Here is a 16,144-nt window from a genome sequence, read left to right on the forward strand (position 1 = left end):
GACTCCGCGCGGCGATCGGGTCGGCAGGGCGACCGGCACCGCGACGGGACTGACGCTGCGAGGCAACCGGTGCGGCGGAGCGACCGTCTCCGCGCGACGAACTGGCACCGTTGGGCGACCCGCGCGGCGAGGGGCGGCCTGACCGGTGCGTACGCCGCGAGTCGCGTGCCCCCGAGCGGTCGCGTCAGGTGAGGGACCGGGCGGCCGGGTCCGGGCGAGGCGGGTACTCCGGGACCGCGGCCGACGGCGTGCGGTCGCGAAGCCGATCCAGCCGGTCGGCGATCCCGGCTCCGATGACGATCACGACCAGCCCGGCGACGGCGTCGGCGAGGTAGTGGTTGCCCGTCCCGATCACGACGGCGACCATGAAGACCGGGTAGGCGACCGCGATGACCTGGAGCCACCGGCGGACGGTGTTGCGGGCGATCTGCCAGCCGCACCAGGCCGCCCAGCCCACGTGGAGCGAGGGCATCGCGGCGAACTCGTTCGTCAGCCCGCCCAGGCCCTTCGGCGCGCTGGCGTCCCCGGACCACCAGCCCCAGTCCTGGTACTTCGCGAGCGTGTCGACGAAGCCGGGCAGCATCCGCGGCGGGGCCGTCGGGAACAGCGAGAAACCCACGAGCCCGAGCAGCGTGGCCACGACGAGCGTCGTACGGGCCCGCGCGTACTGCCAGGGGCGCTTCTTCCAGAGCCAGACGAGCACGAGCGGCGTGACGAGATAGTGCAGGGTCGCGTAGGCGTACGACATCGTGACGCCGAGGATCGGCCAGGCGGAGACGGCGTGGTTGACGGTGCGCTCGTGGGCGACGCGCAGCGCCTGCTCGATGCCCAGCACGTGATGCGCGTCGGCGAGCGCCTGCCCGTGGCCGGCGGCCACCAGCACGCGCACGCCGTCGTACATCAGGTACACGGCCAAGAGCACGAGCACCTCGCGCCACCAGCGGCTACGGGTCCGGAAGGAGGCGGCCGGAAGCGGGGGCGGTGCCGAATACATCCGGGGAACTTTCGTCACCAATGCGGGACCCCCTCCGCCGTCGTACCTCTGGTCGAGGTCTCTCGGTACCCTCATGAAACGGTGTTATGTGTAACGTACATCTACCTACTTCATTCCCCGCAGGGGCCCAGGGGTCGCGGGGCGTCTCACGAGGAGGCTCTCAGGACGCCTTCAGGTAGTCCTCAACTCCGCAGGTCACTATGGAGGGGTGAGTGAAGCGCGTCTCCTGGTGGTCGAAGACGAACCCAACATCCTCGAGCTGCTGTCCGGCAGTCTGCGGTACGCGGGATTCGAGGTGGCGACGGCGACCGGCGGCACCGAGGCCGTCCAGGTCGCCCTGCAGCGCCGGCCGGATCTGATCGTGCTGGACGTCATGCTGCCCGACATGGACGGCTTCGACGTCATCCGGCGGCTACGCGGCGGCGGGGCCCACATTCCCGTGCTGTTCCTGACCGCGAGGGACGCCACTCAGGACAAGATCCGCGGCCTGACGCTGGGCGGCGACGACTACGTCACCAAGCCGTTCAGCCTCGAGGAGGTCATCGCGCGCATCCGCGCCGTGCTGCGCCGCGCCCAGGGCGGCCCGGCCGAGCCCCCGCCCCGGCTGAGCTTCGCCGACCTCGAACTCGACGAGGAGAGTCACGAGGTCTGGCGGGCGGGCAAGCCCATCCAGCTGTCGCCCACCGAGTTCAAGCTGCTGCGCTACTTCATGACCAACGCCAATCGCGTGCTGTCCAAGGCGCAGATCCTCGACCACGTCTGGGACTACGACTTCCGCGGCGACACGGGCATCGTCGAGTCCTACGTCTCGGTGCTGCGCCGCAAGCTCGACAAGCTCGGCCCGCGCCTCATCCATACGCTGCGCGGCGTCGGTTACGTGCTGCGCCTGCCGCCGGAACGCTGATGGCCGCCTGGGTGCGGAGCCTGTCCGCCCGGACCCCCCTGCGGACCAAGCTCATCGCCGCCGTCCTGACGCTGGTCACCCTGGCCCTGATCGTGGTCGGCGTCGCCAGCGTCTCGGTGATGCGCTCCTACCTGCTGAGCCGTACCGACGCTCAGCTGGGCGACGCGACCAAGCGGACGCTCAACGCGGTCAGAAGCGGTAAGCCCTTGCCCCGCCAGAGCGGGCAGTACGCCGTTCAGATACGCGATGCCCAGGGCAAGGTCCTCGAAGAAATCCCCGCAGCGTCGTCCTGGGGGATCGTCAAGTCGGATCCCGACGTCCCGGAGGACCCGGTCTGGCTGACGGAGCATGCTCACGGGTCGGTCACCGTCGGAGCGGTGGGCGGGGACGCACGCTGGCGCGTGCACATCGAGCCGGTGGGCAGCGGCTACGTCGTGGTGGGCAGCGATTTCACCGATGCCGGACACACGGTGGGGAAGCTCGTCGGCGTCGAGCTGATCGTCGGCAGCGTCGCCTTGGTCCTCGTCGCCGGGCTGGGGATCGCCATCGTCGGTGCCAGCCTGCGCTCCCTCCAGCAGATCGAGCACACGGCCGCCGCCATCGCGACCGGAGATCTGTCACGTCGCGTGCCCGACGCCGACCCGCGTACCGAGGTCGGCCGTCTTGGGGACGCCCTCAACGGCATGCTCGCTCAGATCGAGTCGGCCTTCCACGCACAGGCGCGGTCCGAGGCCACCGCCCGCGAGTCCGAGGAGCGGATGCGCCGCTTCGTCGCCGACGCCAGCCACGAACTGCGCACGCCGCTCAGCGTGATCAGGGGATTCGCGGAGTACTACCGCCAGCGCGGCGACGTCGACCGCGCCGAACTGGACAAGCTCATCGGCCGGGTCGAGGACGAGGCGGTCCGGATGGGTGCGCTCGTCGACGACCTGCTGCTCCTGGCTCGCCTCGACCAGCAGCGCCCCCTCGACACGCTTCCCGTCGACCTGCTCGCCCTGGCCGCCGACGCCGTCCACGACGCGCGCGTGCTGGACCGCGATCGCGAGATCACGCTCTCGGTGCGCAGCGGTTCGGCGTTCATCGTCACCGGCGATGAGCTACGTCTGCGGCAGGTTATCCGCAACCTCCTGAGCAACGCGCTGCAGCACACCCCGGCCGGCACGCCGATCGAGGTGACCGTCCGCTCCGGTCGGCTCGGCGACGCTCCCGCGGCCGCACTCGAGGTCGCCGACCAGGGGCCGGGCATGCCGCCCGAGGAGGCGGAGCGGGTGTTCGAGCGGTTCTACCGTGCGGATCCCGCGCGAGGCCGAGGCGGCACCGGGCTGGGGCTGGCGATCGTCGCCGGACTGGTCCACGCCCACGGCGGCGTAGTGGAGGTGGAGACGGCCCCTGACAGCGGCGCCACCTTCCTGGTCACCCTTCCACTGGACCCGGACGCGATCGACGCTGATCCGGCCGAGGCGGCCCGCACATAACAGGCGGCCTCCGCGCTCCAGCCGAGGCCACCGCCGCGAGCCCCTCCGGGCCGGATACGAGAGCGGCGGGCCCCGGGAGCCGGATAGGCCGCCGGATACGAGAGCGGCAGGCCCGAGAGCCGGATCGGCCGCCGGATGACGCCACCGGCATTTGTGGCCGCCGACCACGCGAGGCCACCGACCTTGCTGTACGACGCTGTGCTCGATGGTCGGCGCGCACGCCGCCACCGGCATTTGCGGGCCGCTGACCCCGGCTCGTGGGTCCCGCGCGACGACCGCCGTCCTGTCGCCGGTGCCCTCATGAGGCGGGTGGCGGCGCCGGTCGCGGCATAGCTGCGCGGCCGGCTTGCTCGACGCGGGTCCGCCGCCGTCAATTGCGCTGCACCGGGCCGCGCAGCAATCTTGTGGCGGCTTAGGCCGCGCTCAGCGCCGGTGCGGAGCACGGCGCGGCCGTGGCCGCCGACCCGCGGCCCGATGCCGTGCTCGATGAGCAGCGCATACGCCGCCACCCCGATCGAGCCGCCGCTCGAGCTCTTCCAGCCGACGGGCAAGCTGTACGCGGACGGCTGTCCGACGGGCACGGCCGACGCGACCGCGTACGTACGCGAGGCATCGGCCATGCGGGCGCCGACCATGCGAGGCCGTCCCCGCCTGCGACGACGATGCGGCGGGGTGCCGCGCCCGGCCGTCTTCGGCTCTTATCAGGGCCTTATTGGGAGAACTTTCAGGGTCGCCTCAGGAGCGCTCCAGGCCGGGCGGTCATCCTCAAAGAGTCAGACAAAGTACGGACTTTGGGGGACGAAGCAATGGAAACCCACGACCGGCCCGCGGGCGAGCGTCCCGAGGAATCGCAGGCCGGGACGACACCATCCGTGGAGTCACGGACGGGTTCCTCGTCCACATCCGAAGCACAGCCCGACGACGTCCGCTCTTGGCCACCGGCCGAGCAGTCTCCGTACGGGGAGCGACCCGGACCGGGGACCCCGGCATCGCCGGCGCACGAGACGCAGGGCGGGCCGCAGGCGTACGGCCCGCAGGGACCGCAGCCTGGACCGCAAGCACAAGACGGCCGCGACGATCAGCCGTACGGCGCGCCGCAGGAGGCGGCGTACGGACCCCAGGGAACGCAGCCGGGACCGGAGGCACAAGACGGCCGCGACGATCAGCCGTACGGCGCTCCACAGGAGGCGGCGGCGTACGGGGCGACGGGAGAGCGACCGTCCCCGGGCGCGTACGGTTCCGGGGCTGAGGTGCCGCCCTACGGGGGCTCGTACGCGTACCACCAGCAAGGGGAGGCGAAGCCGTCCGGCTGGTGGACGGCGCGGCGGAGGGCGGCGGCCGGTGGCGTCGCGCTCGCCCTGGTACTCACCGGGGGAATCGCCGGCGGTGCCGTCGCGGCGCTGATCGACAACGGCCGCACCGTGTTCGCGAGCCCGACCGCCGTCCAGCCGGCCTCCAACAAGAGCGTCACCGGCATCGCGGCCATCGCCCAGGCGGTGCAGCCGAGCGTCGTGTCCATCACGGTGACCACCGAGACCGGCCAGGGCGAGGGGTCCGGGGTCATCCTGCGCTCCGACGGCGTGATCCTCACCAACAACCATGTCGTGGCCGACGCCGCCCAGGGCGGCCAGATCTCAGTGAACTTCAGTGACGGCAAGAAGGCGTCGGCCACCGTGCTCGGCACGGACCCGTCGACGGACCTCGCGGTGATCAAGGCGGCCGGCGTGTCCGGGCTCAAGCCCGCGACGCTCGGCAACAGCGACCAACTGCAGGTCGGCGATTCGGTGGTGGCGATCGGCAGCCCGCTCGGCCTGGAGGGGTCGGTGACCTCCGGCATCGTCAGCGCGCTGCACCGCACCCTCAACGAGGGCGACAACGAGCAGCAGCAGCCTCCCGGGTTCGGGGGCCGGCAGGGCCAGTCGAACAGCTCGTCGGCGACCATCGGTGACGCGATCCAGACCGACGCGGCGATCAACCCGGGCAACTCCGGCGGTCCGCTGGTGAACGCCTCGGGCCAGGTCATCGGCATCAACACGGCGATCGCCACCTCGGGCGGCAGCAACGGAAACATCGGCGTCGGGTTCGCGATCCCGATCGACACCGCCCGGCAGGTCTCCGACCAGCTCATCAAGTCGGGTAAGGCCACCCACGCCTACCTCGGTGTTTCGCTGTCCGACGCGGCCGGCGACCAGCAGGGCGCCCTGATCGCGGGCGTGCAGAAGGGAACACCGGCGGCATCGGCCGGCCTTCAGCAGGGCGACGTCGTCACCCAGGCCGACGGCAAGGCCGTCACCGACGCGCAGACCCTGTCCGCGGCGATCCGCGGACACCAGCCCGGCGACAAGATCTCGCTGACCTACGTCCGCAACGGCAGCAAGCACACGGCCAGCGTGACCCTCGCGTCCAACTCGGGCAGCTGACCCGAGCGACGCGCCGGGCGGGGAACCGCCCGGACGGCCCGGCGGAGAGCGTCCCACACACGGACCCCCTTCGCCGGGCCGCCCGCGTCCGCGCACAACCGCATGCAGCGCACGCAGCCGCATGTGGTTCCATGCCGACGGGATCGCGCCCGGCCTGTCCGGCCCCGACCAGGCCGGTGCCCGCCACGACAAGGCCCCTCCGCAGACCGGCTCGACGACCAACCGCCATCGACGCCGGCCAGTGACCGCCGAAGATCAGGCGGTCGTCCCCGGAGCCCGCTTCGATGGTCGCCGGCCCCGAAAGCCGTCCGCCGGAGCGGCGGACGCCGTGAACAGTGCGCACGCCGGGGCGTCGATCACCACGGACGAGGCAGACGTCCGGGCAGGACCATCGCGGTGAACTCTCGATCTGCCACGCTCTCCGCGCACCTCACCGTACGGGCCCCGGTGGGGTCGTCTCGACTCCGTGTACGGCTCGGGTGAGGTCGTCTCGACACGTACGGCCTGGTGGGGTCGTCTCGACACCGCGTACCGCCCTGGCCAGGTCGTCTCGACACCGTACGGTGCCGGGACGCCTCGACCATCCGAGGCATCGTCGGCCGGGTGACAGGGCGCGTCTGGTGGATCCTTGTCCGGTCGCGCGACATCCGGGGCGCGCCTCGCGGCGTTGCCGCCCCACCCCACGAAAACGCGCGGAGGGTGCTTCGCCGACCACCTTGCCCTCGGCGGCCCGGGAGATACCAGCAGCCAAAACCTGGTCGCCTACCTCCTCTGCCTTTGCGAGACACACTCTGGATCGCCGCTCGCCACGAACAAGGTTCATCCGACGCGCCCCAGGCCCCCGACCAGGACGCCGGCGCTCACTGATGTACCAGCACCGGCGACAGGACCGGACCGATCTGTCTCAGCGCGGGCGGGGACGGCGCGTGGCCGACCCGGCGGCCTGACGCGGTCGCCCCTCGGGGGCTGACGCAGTCGACCCGGCGGTCTGACGCGGTCGCCCCTCGGGGGCTGACGCAGTCGACCCGGCGGTCTGACGCGGTCGCCCCTCGGGGGCTGACGCAGTCGACCCGGCGGTCTGACGCGGTCGGCCCCGGGGGCTGGTGTGGTCGCGGCGGCCTGACGCGGCTGACCCCCGGAAGGCTGGCGCGGTCGACCTGGCGGCCTGGCGCAGTCGGCCCCCCGGGGCTGGCGCGGCCGGCCCGGGGGCTGGCGCGGGTGCCCCGGCGGTCTGGCGCTCTGTCCATCGGTCACGGGCGATCGGTCTCGTCGGCACTTAGCCGGCGAGCCGGAGCTCCGTCTGGCTTCGAGGTGGGCGGGCGGGCGTCAGGCGCCGGGGAAGGCGCCGTCCGGAAAACCGTCCGGGCCGGTTCCGGTCGGCATCACCACGTGGTCGCCGGGGGACAGGCCGCCGGTGACCGCGACGTACCGGTCGCTTCGCACCCCGAGGCGTACGGTCCGGGTGATGGTGCGTCCGTCGTGCCGTACGAGCACGGTGGCCGTGCCGTCGGGCTCGGTTCGGACCACGTCGGAGGGAACGTACAGCACGCTCTGGGCCTGCGCGGTCACGACATCGACGGTCGCGCTCATGCCCACCAGTACGCCGGCCGGCGGGTCGTCGAGGGAGATGTTCACGCCGACCCGCGCGAGGTTGCCGCTGGTGGTGGCCGCCGGGTCGATGCCGGTGACGGCGCCGGAGTACTGCCCGTTCGTCGACATTCCGAGCCCGACCGTCGCCCGCTGGCCGATCTTGAGCCTTTCGACGTCGCCGAGCGAGAACAGGGCCCGCACCTGGAGGTCGGTCAAGTCGCCCAGCGTGATGAAGCCGCCCGCGCTCGTGCCGACCTGGGAACCTGCCGTTCCGGCGATCGACAGCACGGTGCCCGCGATGGGGGCTTTGAGCGTGGTCGCGGACAGCGTGCGCTCGGCCTGTCGTACGTCGACCTCGGCCTGGGTGACCTTCGCGGAGGCCTGTTCGGCGGCGCCCGCCTGGCAGCCGCCTCCCTTGCCCGCACCGCCGCCGCTGGGACGACCACCGCCCGAGCCGGGCTTGCCGCCGTGTGCCCCGTGGCCGCCGGGCTTCGGGTGACCGCTCGGCTTGGGGTGACCGCTCGGCCGGGGATGGCCGGTGGGCTTGGGACTCCCGGTCGGCCGCGGCGTGTGGGTGGGCGTCGGGGTCGGGGTCGGAGTGGGTGTCGGCGAGGTCGGAGTCGGAGTTGGGGTCGGCGTAGGGGTGGGTGAGGTGCTGGTGGGCTGCGGGGTGGGCGTCCGTGTCGGGCGAGGACGCCGGTAGCCGGCCGTCTGTACCGTCGCCCCGCCCCCGCCCCCGCCCCCGCCCCCGCCCCCGCCCCCGGTTCCGCCGGCCGCGGCGGTGTTCCCGGATCCGCTCCCCGCGCCGGACCCGCTCCCCGCGCCGGACCCGCCGGCGCCGCCGGAACCCGTGCACACGCCGTTCAGCGCGTTGGCGTAGGTGCTCTGCGCCGCCGCGAGCGCGGCGTCGGCGACCTCCACCTGCTCCTGGGCAGCGGTGTCGTCGAGACGGGCGAGGACCTGGCCGGCCCGTACCCGGGCACCCGGCGCGACGTCGATCTCCTTCACCGTTCCCGAGGTGCCGAAGACGAGATCGCGGGTGTCCGCGCTCCGTACGCTCCCCGCGGCGCCCGCCGTCGCCGTCACGTCCCCGCGCCGTACCACGGCGTACGCCGTGCCGCTCGCATTGGTGTCGCCGACGGCCACCACCCCGGTGGTCAGCATGACCACCGCTCCGGCGGTGAGCCACGGTGGTCTCCGAAGGTCGCGCATGGTCGGCCGATTCACGCGTCGGATCCTGGCGGATGAAGGTCACAGGGACCCGAACCCATCCTCAGAGTTAGCTGAAGGCGGGCTCTCCGAGCATGGCGGGCCACTGGTCGCGGCCTCGACACCTGCGCGACGGCCGTACGGCTCACAGAAAGCTTTCAGGGTCGGATCAGGTTCGTCCAAGCAGTCTCCTGGACGCTGTGGCGAGTGAAATCCCTCCTCCGTCGCCGTGGCGTGCTGATCAACGGCGCGCTGGCCGTGGTACTCATCGGCGGTGCCGGGTTCGCGTACCTTTCGCTGGACGATCACGCGGGCGCTTCGTCGCCGGGCCGGATCGTCCGGGTGAGCCGTGGCACCATCGTCGCCTCGGTGTCGGCCTCCGGCACGGTCGCGAGCGCCAAGTCCCGCGACCTCTCGTTCACCACGAGCGGCACCGTCGACAAGATCAACGTTCAGGTGGGCGACAAGGTCGACAAGGGCCAGGTGCTCGCCACCGTCGACGACGCGAACGCCCGCGACAACCTCCAGGCCGCGCAGGCCGCCCTCGACGCAGCCGAGGCCGGTGACACGTCGACGGCCTCGGGCTACTCGTCCTACATGCAGGCGAAGACGTCCTACAACAGTGCCAAGCGCGCCCTGGACGGTACCGAGCTCACCGCGCCGTTCGGCGGCACCATCGTCGCGGTCAACGGAACGGTCGGCGGCTCCTCCAGCGGATCGACCAGCGGGTCGGCCGGAACGTCGGGATCGTCGGGTTCCGGCGGCTCTGCGGGCTCCGGCGGGGGCTCCGGCGGGGGCTCCGGCGGGTCGGGCGGCGGCTCGGCCGGCTCGGGCGGTTCGGCCGGCTCCTCGAGCGGGTCGGGCGGCGGGTTCATGACGATCGCCGACACCTCCAAGCTCGTGGTCACCGGAAACTTCACGGAGGCCGACGTCGCCAAGGTCAAGAAGGGCCAGCAGGCGAGCGTGACCTTCGACGCCGTCCAGAACGCCCAGGCGGCGGGCAAGGTCACCCAGATCGACCAGACCGCGACCACCTCGAACAACGTCGTGCAGTACGGCGTGACCGTCTCGCTCACCCACCCGCCCACCGGCCTCCGCATCGGCGCCACCGCCACCGTCCGGGTGACCACCGCGCGGGCGGAGAACGTGCTGTACGTCCCGACCGCCGCCGTCCGGACCGCCGGGGGCCGCAGCACGGTGACCGTGCTGCAGGGAGATAAGCAGGCGATCCGGCTCGTGCAGACCGGCGTCCAGGGTGACCAGGGCACCCAGATCACGTCGGGACTGGGCGACGGCGACCAGGTCGTGATCACGTCCACCGCGACGACGGGCACCGGTGGATTCCCGTCGGGCCGCTTCCCCGGCGTGGGCGGCGGAGGCGGCGGACTCGGCGGCGCCCGCGGCGGTGCCGGCGCCGGAGGCCGAGGGTGACCGTCCTCGACGTCCAGGACGTGACCAAGGTGTACGGGGCGGGTGACACGGCGGTGCACGCGCTGCGCGGCGTCCGCCTCGCCGTCGACGAGGGCGACTATGTCGCGATCATGGGGGCGTCCGGCTCGGGCAAGTCGACGCTCATGAACATCCTGGGCTGCCTCGACGTGCCCACCGGAGGCCGGTACCTCCTCGACGGGCTGGACGTCGGCGCGCTCGACGACCGGCGGCTGGCGATCCTGCGCAATCGGCGCATCGGGTTCGTGTTCCAGTCCTTCAACCTGATCCCGCGGATGAGCGCCCTGGCCAACGTCGAACTGCCGCTCGCGTATGGCGGCGTGAAGGCAGCGGAGCGGAGGCGGCGGGCCCTCGCCGCCCTGGAACAGGTCGGCCTCGCCGACCGGGTCGGCCACGAACCGAACGAGCTGTCCGGCGGCCAGCAGCAGCGCGTCGCCGTCGCCCGCGCCCTCGTCACCGCGCCGGCGCTCCTGCTCGCCGACGAACCCACCGGCAACCTCGACACCCACTCGACCGCCGACGTGCTGGGCGTACTCGACCGCCTCAACGCCGACGGCCGCACCATCGTGCTGATCACTCACGAGGACGACGTCGCGCGCCGTGCCAAGCGGGTGATCCGGCTGGTCGACGGGCGCATCGTCGAGGACCGCCGTACGGCTCCCGTGGCCCGTCCGCCGCACGGACCGGCGGGGATGGGGGCGGACCTCCGATGACGCTGGAAGTACTCCGGTTCGCCCTGCGCGGGCTCGCCGCGAACAAGCTGCGCAGCGGCCTGACCACCCTCGGCATCCTCATCGGCGTCGGCGCTGTGATCATGCTGGTGGCGGTCGGGAACGGCTCGTCCCAGCAGGTGCAGAAGAACATCGAACGGCTCGGCACGAACACCCTGACCGTCATGCCGTCCACCGCGGGCGGACGCGGCGGCGGTGGGGGGTTCGCCCGCCTCTTCGGCGGGGGAGGCGGCAGCGGGCGGGCGCAGCAGCAGACCGGGCCGCGCGCGCAGGCCAAGACCCTGACCGTCGAGGACGCCCGCGCCCTGGCCGACTCGGCGAACGCCCCCTCGGTCAAGACCGTCTCGCCGGTGGTCACCTCATCGTCCGTGAACTCGACGTACGAAGGGACCGCCCACGCGATCCAGCAGTTCGTCGGCACCTACCCGGCGTACTTCGACGCCTCCAACGACCCGGTGGCCCGGGGGACGTACTTCACCGATGACGACGTACTGAACGGCCGCAAGGTCGTGGTCATCGGGAACACGGTGGCCGAGGACCTGTTCGGCACGGTCGACCCGGTGGGCAAACAGATCACCGTCAGCGGGGTGAACTTCACCGTCGTCGGGGTCCTGAAGACCAAGGGCTCGTCCGGCTTCCAGGACGCCGACGACGTCGCGATCGCGCCGCTGCCGGCCGTTCAGCAGAGCCTGACCGGCTACGGGGCGCTGAACCAGATCGTCGTCCAGGCCAAGACGCCGAAGGCGGTGGACACCGCGCAGTCCGAGGTCACCGACATCCTGAACCAGCGGCACGACATCACCGGTTCCAACACCGCCGACTTCCAGATCCTGAACCAGGCGAGCCTGCAGTCGGCGATCAGCAGCAGCAGCCGGACGTTCACCGTGCTGCTCGGCGCGGTCGCGGCCATCAGCCTGCTCGTCGGCGGCATCGGTATCACCAACATCATGCTGGTGACCGTCACCGAGCGGACCCGCGAGATCGGCATCCGCAAGGCCATCGGAGCGCCGCGCGGCGCCATCCTCGGCCAGTTCCTCGTCGAGGCGACCGTGCTCAGTCTCCTGGGCGGGCTGCTCGGGGTCGCCGCGGGCGTGATCGGCAGCCAGTTCAAGGTCGTCGGCGTGCAGCCGGTGATCGTGCCATCGTCGATCGCACTGGCGCTCGGCGTATCGGTCGCGATCGGTCTGTTCTTCGGCAGCTACCCGGCCAACCGGGCGGCCAAGCTCCGGCCCATCGAAGCACTCCGCCACGAATAGCGAATAAGGAAGAACCATGCCTGGTACACGGCGCAAGGGCAGTGACGCACCGCTCGATGACGTGCCGCCGGAAGAGTTGCTGCGCACCTCGCCGTTCGAGGGGGATCTGACCGAGGAACTCGCGGCCGCCGAGCCGCGACCGGCCCGCCGGATCCCCTCGGCCACCGCGCTCCTCGCGGCCGGAGTGCTGGTCGTCGCGGGTTTCGTCGGGGGAGTGCAGGCGGACAAGCACTGGGGCACGAAGCAGTCGCCCACGGGGTTCGCCCAGTTCGCGCGTGGATCCGGCCAGGGCGGGGGCGGCTACCTCGGCTTCGGCGGGGGAACGGGCCAGCGCGGCGCGTTCGGCCAGGGCGGCTTCGGCCAGGGAGGGACGGGCCAGGGCGGCGCGGCGCCCGGCACCGCCCCGGGCGCGGGCGGCGGTGCCGCGCCCGGCGGCGCGGGCACGACCGGCACGGTCAAACTCATCGACGGCGACGTCATCTACGTCCAGACGGCCAACGGGATCGTGCGCGTGAAGACGACCGGCTCCACCAAGGTCTCCGTCACCAAGAGCGCGAAACTCACCGACCTCAAGACCGGCGCGTCCATCGTCGTCCAGGGCACGCCCGGCCAGGACGGCAGCGTGACCGCCACCACGGTGACCCAGAACCACTGAGACGGCGCCGCCTGCCCTGTGAGTGAGCCCCCGGCGCGCGGCTGCGCTGGGGGCCGCGGTGGGCAACGTGCCAGGGTCCTACAGACGGCACTACTTCGACCACGACCGGCGGGCCGGCCGTCCAGGGGCGCAGGCCCCCGGTCCGTTCCGCCTTGGGGTGTAGGCCCGGCCCGTGTTGCCCTGGGGCAGCGGCCCCCGCCCGCATCGGCTCGGGGCACCAGCCCTGCCTGTGCCGTCTTGGCGCACTGGGCCCCGTCCGCGTTGGCTTGGGGCGTAGGTCCGGCCTGTGCCGCCTTGGGGCAGCGGCCCCCGCCTGCATCGGCTTGGGCCACCGGCCCCGCCTGCATCGGCTTGTGGTGCAGACCCAACCGGTGCCATCTTGAGGCACTGGCCCCCGCCCTCATCGGCTTGGGGCGTAGACCCCGCCCGTGCCGCTTTGGGGCACTGGCCCCCGCCTGCATCGGCTGGGGTGCAGGCCCCACCTGTGCCGTCTTGAGGCACTGGCCCTCGCCCGCATCGGCTTAGGGCACAGACCCCGCCGGTGCCGACTTGGGGCACCGGTCTCCGCCTGTGGGGGCTCAGTTCGGCGACGGCCGCGGGGAGAAGGTCGGCAGCAGCGGACGACAGATCTTCAACGCCTTGGCGACCTTCGGGTCGGACGTCTGGAGCCCGCCGAGGAAGCCCATGCCCCGCCGCGCCCCCGGTGTACGGGCCGCGCCCGGCGAGCGTACGGCCCCGGGCGTCGGGGTCGGCAGCGTCACGCCGTGATCGCCCAGGCAACTGCGGAACGCCTGGATCTGCTGCATCCCCTGGCGCTGCCCCTGCGGGGCGACCGACCGGCACGCGTCCCGCGCCGCCTGGGGCACCTCGCCGAAGCCGCCGAACCCACCGCCGCGCTGCCCGGCCTGACCGGACGGCCGGGCGCTGGGACGGGCCGTCGGGATGTTCACCCCGTGACTGCGCAGGCAGGCGGCGTACGCCGCGAAGCCGTTCCGGCCGGACCCGGCCGACCCGGAGGGTGAGGCCGCAGCCGCCGTCTTGCCGCCGGAGGATCCGCAGGCGGCGCAGAGCAACAGTGTGGCCGCCGACGCCAGCAGCGCTCCGCCGTGGAGAGTTCGCATGGGGCGCGATGATGGCCGAGCTTCCTGGAACCCGCCTTCGGCGTAGCTGAGAGATTGCCCAATGCCGCCCGCCCGGGCCACGCCCGCGAGACCATCACCCCGCTGCCCGCTGCCCGCTGCCCGCTGCCCGCTGCCCGCTGCCCGCTGCCCGCTGCCCGCTGCCCGCTGCCCGCTGCCCGCTGCCCGCTGCCCGCTGCCCGCTGCCCGCTGCCCGCTGCCCGCTGCCCGCTGCCCGCTGCCCGCTGCCCGCTGCCCGCTGCCCGCTGCCCGCTGCCCGCTGCCCGCTGCCCGCTGCCCGCTGCCCGGCCAATGTGTGCTGCGAGTCCTCCGCCCGCGACGCCGCCACCCTCCACTGCCCGTGCCGTGTCGTCGAACCCACCTGGCCGTCGGTCGTACTCCGCCCTTCTCGTTATCGTGCGTGGGTGACGCTTCCGTCTCGCCCAGGAGCCCGCTGATGCCCCATCCGCCGAAGGTATTCGCCGGCGTCGAAGTGACCCCGCTGTGCGACGCGGTCGGCCCCATGGGCCCCACCCTGCGCAGACCGCTCGACGAGACCTTCCCCGGAGCGACGGCCGAGCACTGGGCCGCGGTGGACGCCGCGGACTGGGTGCTGCACTTCCACTGTTACCTGCTGCGCGACCCCGCGAACCGGACGATCCTGGTCGACACCGGGATCGGCGGGACCGACGGTCCGGCGTCCACGTGGGCGCCCGTGCCCGGCAGGCTGATGGCGGAGGTCGCGGCGGCCGGGCTCCGCCCGGAGGACGTCGACGTCGTCGTGCTGACCCACCTGCACAGCGACCATGCCGGAGGAGCCGTCGTGGACGGCGTTCCCGCCTTCCCCGACGCGCGCTACCTCCTCCAGCGCGACGAACTCGACTGGGTCCGCGGGCCGGTGCTGGACCAGGTCGTACGCCCGTTGGGTGACTCGCTCCAGGTCGTCGACGGCCTGGTGGAGATGGCCTCGGGGATCACTCTCGTCCCCACGCCCGGCCACACGCCGGGACACCAGTCGGTCGAGGTCGGCCCGCTCGTGCTCGGCGGCGACGTCGTCCTGCACCCGGTCCAACTGGTCGACCCGTCCATCCGCTACGCGCACGACGAGGACGCCGACCTCGCCGCGGCGACCCGTGCCGCGCTGCTGACGCGGATCCGCGAACGCTCCGGCACCCTGGGCACGGCGCACTTCGCCGAGCCGTTCACCGAACTCCGGGATCCCGCGCCCGGCTCGGCGCGCCCGTAAAACGGGCCCAACTCCGGGATCCCGCGCCCGCCTCCGCCCGCCCGTAAAAACGGACCGAACTCCGGGATCACGCGCTCGGCTCCGCGCGCCCGTAAAACGGACCGAACTCCGGGATCCCGCGCCCGCCTCCGCCCGCCCGTAAAAACGGACCGAACTCCCGGACCCGCCCCCGGCTCGGTGCGTCCATGGAACCGACCGAGCTCCGGGATCCCGCCCCCGGCTCCGCGCGCCCGTAATACCGACCGAACTCCCGGACCCCCCGGGCTCCGCGCGCCCGGAAAACCGGATGACGCCGGCGGCCTCCCGGCGCAGAATTCACACGTGGACAGGCCATGGACGCTCGACGAAACGGCGCACGCCGGCCCGGAACACCTCGACGCCGGCTTCGTGGCCGGGTTCGACCGGAAACAGGGATATCCCGATCCCGCCGGCGATCTCGGGGTATTCGCCGCTCACGGACTCGGCGGGACCTCGACCATCGCCGATCTCGGCGCCGGGACGGGGCGGTTCGCGCTCGCCGCCGCGCGTCGCTTCGGCCACGTCACCGCCGTCGACGTCTCACCGGCGATGGTGGAGTTCCTGACGGACCGTGCCGCCGAGGCCGGGGTGCGCAACCTGGACTGCGTTCAGGCGGGGTTCCTGAGCTACGAGCACCGAGGGCCGCTCCTCGACGGGGTGTACACCCGTCATGCCCTGCATCAGCTGCCCGACTTCTGGAAGGCGGTCGCGCTCGACCGTGTCGCCCGGATGCTTCGGCCGGGCGGGGTGCTCCTGCTGCGCGATCTGATCTACGACTTCGCCCCGGGGGAGGCGGACGAGGTCTTCGACCGGTGGCTCGACGGCGCGGCCGACGATCCGGCGCTGGGTTACACCCGGGAGGACTACGCGGAGCACATCCGGACCGAGCACAGCACGTTCCGCTGGCTGCTCGAGCCGATGCTCACCCGGGCCGGCTTCGAGATCGTCGACACGGAGTTCAGCAGGTCGGTGTACGGGGCCTACACCTGCGTCAGGCGCTGATCACGCGACCGGAAGGCAAGGTGCTCTTCGCGGCGACCCGGCCGGTCGCGACGCTCTAACCGGTTGCGACGCTCTAG

13 protein-coding genes are annotated in these 16,144 nt (G+C 72.6%); 9 read left to right on the forward strand and 4 right to left on the reverse strand.

What is annotated here, in order from left to right; genetic code table 11:
- Positions 1–184: 184 nt before the first annotated feature.
- Positions 185–994: a phosphatase PAP2 family protein gene (locus tag ACQP2O_RS07310; RefSeq protein WP_433181091.1), complete on the reverse strand. Its 810-nt coding sequence runs from the start codon at positions 992–994 to the stop codon at positions 185–187.
- A 208-nt stretch (positions 995–1,202) separates the two neighbouring features.
- Here ACQP2O_RS07310 and ACQP2O_RS07315 point away from each other — a divergent pair, with 208 nt between their 5' ends.
- The 3 genes from ACQP2O_RS07315 to ACQP2O_RS07325 all read left to right on the forward strand — a co-directional run bounded on the left by ACQP2O_RS07315 (position 1,203) and on the right by ACQP2O_RS07325 (position 5,793).
- Entirely contained in the window at positions 1,203–1,898 is a 696-nt protein-coding gene (locus ACQP2O_RS07315) for a response regulator transcription factor (RefSeq protein WP_345434396.1), read from the forward strand.
- Positions 1,898–3,373, forward strand: coding sequence for a sensor histidine kinase (locus ACQP2O_RS07320; protein WP_433181093.1), 1,476 nt, complete (start codon positions 1,898–1,900; stop codon positions 3,371–3,373). Before ACQP2O_RS07315 ends, ACQP2O_RS07320 begins: the two co-directional genes overlap by 1 nt.
- 806 nt (positions 3,374–4,179) lie before the next feature.
- Positions 4,180–5,793, forward strand: coding sequence for a trypsin-like peptidase domain-containing protein (locus tag ACQP2O_RS07325; RefSeq protein WP_433181095.1), 1,614 nt, complete (start codon positions 4,180–4,182; stop codon positions 5,791–5,793).
- Positions 5,794–7,119: 1,326 nt separating this feature from the next.
- On the opposite strand, the gene ACQP2O_RS07330 is transcribed toward ACQP2O_RS07325, so the two are convergent.
- Positions 7,120–8,610: an efflux RND transporter periplasmic adaptor subunit gene (locus ACQP2O_RS07330; RefSeq protein ID WP_433181097.1), complete on the reverse strand. Its 1,491-nt coding sequence runs from the start codon at positions 8,608–8,610 to the stop codon at positions 7,120–7,122.
- 189 nt (positions 8,611–8,799) lie between these two features.
- On the opposite strand from ACQP2O_RS07330, the gene ACQP2O_RS07335 reads away from it, so the two are divergent.
- From ACQP2O_RS07335 to ACQP2O_RS07350, 4 genes are read left to right on the forward strand one after another with little or no spacing between them, the layout of a single operon-like run.
- Positions 8,800–10,023: an efflux RND transporter periplasmic adaptor subunit gene (locus ACQP2O_RS07335; RefSeq protein WP_433181099.1), complete on the forward strand. Its 1,224-nt coding sequence runs from the start codon at positions 8,800–8,802 to the stop codon at positions 10,021–10,023.
- Positions 10,020–10,754, forward strand: coding sequence for an ABC transporter ATP-binding protein (locus ACQP2O_RS07340; RefSeq protein ID WP_433181100.1), 735 nt, complete (start codon positions 10,020–10,022; stop codon positions 10,752–10,754). Before ACQP2O_RS07335 ends, ACQP2O_RS07340 begins: the two co-directional genes overlap by 4 nt.
- On the forward strand, positions 10,751–12,028 hold the full coding sequence (locus ACQP2O_RS07345) for an ABC transporter permease (RefSeq protein ID WP_433181101.1): 1,278 nt from the start codon (positions 10,751–10,753) through the stop codon (positions 12,026–12,028). Before ACQP2O_RS07340 ends, ACQP2O_RS07345 begins: the two co-directional genes overlap by 4 nt.
- A 16-nt stretch (positions 12,029–12,044) precedes the next feature.
- On the forward strand, positions 12,045–12,683 hold the full coding sequence (locus tag ACQP2O_RS07350; RefSeq protein WP_433181103.1) for a hypothetical protein: 639 nt from the start codon (positions 12,045–12,047) through the stop codon (positions 12,681–12,683).
- A 578-nt stretch (positions 12,684–13,261) separates the two neighbouring features.
- Here the strand turns inward: ACQP2O_RS07350 and ACQP2O_RS07355 are convergent.
- Together ACQP2O_RS07355 and ACQP2O_RS07360 are read right to left on the reverse strand one after the other, a co-directional pair.
- Positions 13,262–13,804 carry a hypothetical protein gene (locus tag ACQP2O_RS07355; RefSeq protein ID WP_433181104.1) on the reverse strand — a complete coding sequence of 181 codons (543 nt, stop codon included), beginning with the start codon at positions 13,802–13,804 and terminating at the stop codon, positions 13,262–13,264.
- 94 nt (positions 13,805–13,898) lie between these two features.
- Complete coding sequence (locus ACQP2O_RS07360; RefSeq protein ID WP_433181106.1) at positions 13,899–14,183, reverse strand: hypothetical protein; 285 nt, start codon at positions 14,181–14,183, stop codon at positions 13,899–13,901.
- A 75-nt stretch (positions 14,184–14,258) separates the two neighbouring features.
- On the opposite strand from ACQP2O_RS07360, the gene ACQP2O_RS07365 reads away from it, so the two are divergent.
- A complete protein-coding gene (locus tag ACQP2O_RS07365) occupies positions 14,259–15,047 on the forward strand; it encodes an MBL fold metallo-hydrolase (RefSeq protein WP_433181108.1) in 789 nt (262 codons plus the stop codon).
- A gap of 321 nt (positions 15,048–15,368) precedes the next feature.
- A complete protein-coding gene (locus tag ACQP2O_RS07370; protein ID WP_433181109.1) occupies positions 15,369–16,067 on the forward strand; it encodes a class I SAM-dependent methyltransferase in 699 nt (232 codons plus the stop codon).
- The last annotated feature ends 77 nt before the right edge of the window (positions 16,068–16,144 follow it).

It is taken from the genome of Actinoallomurus sp. CA-150999 (assembly GCF_050942425.1).
Taxonomy (GTDB): domain Bacteria; phylum Actinomycetota; class Actinomycetes; order Streptosporangiales; family Streptosporangiaceae; genus Actinoallomurus.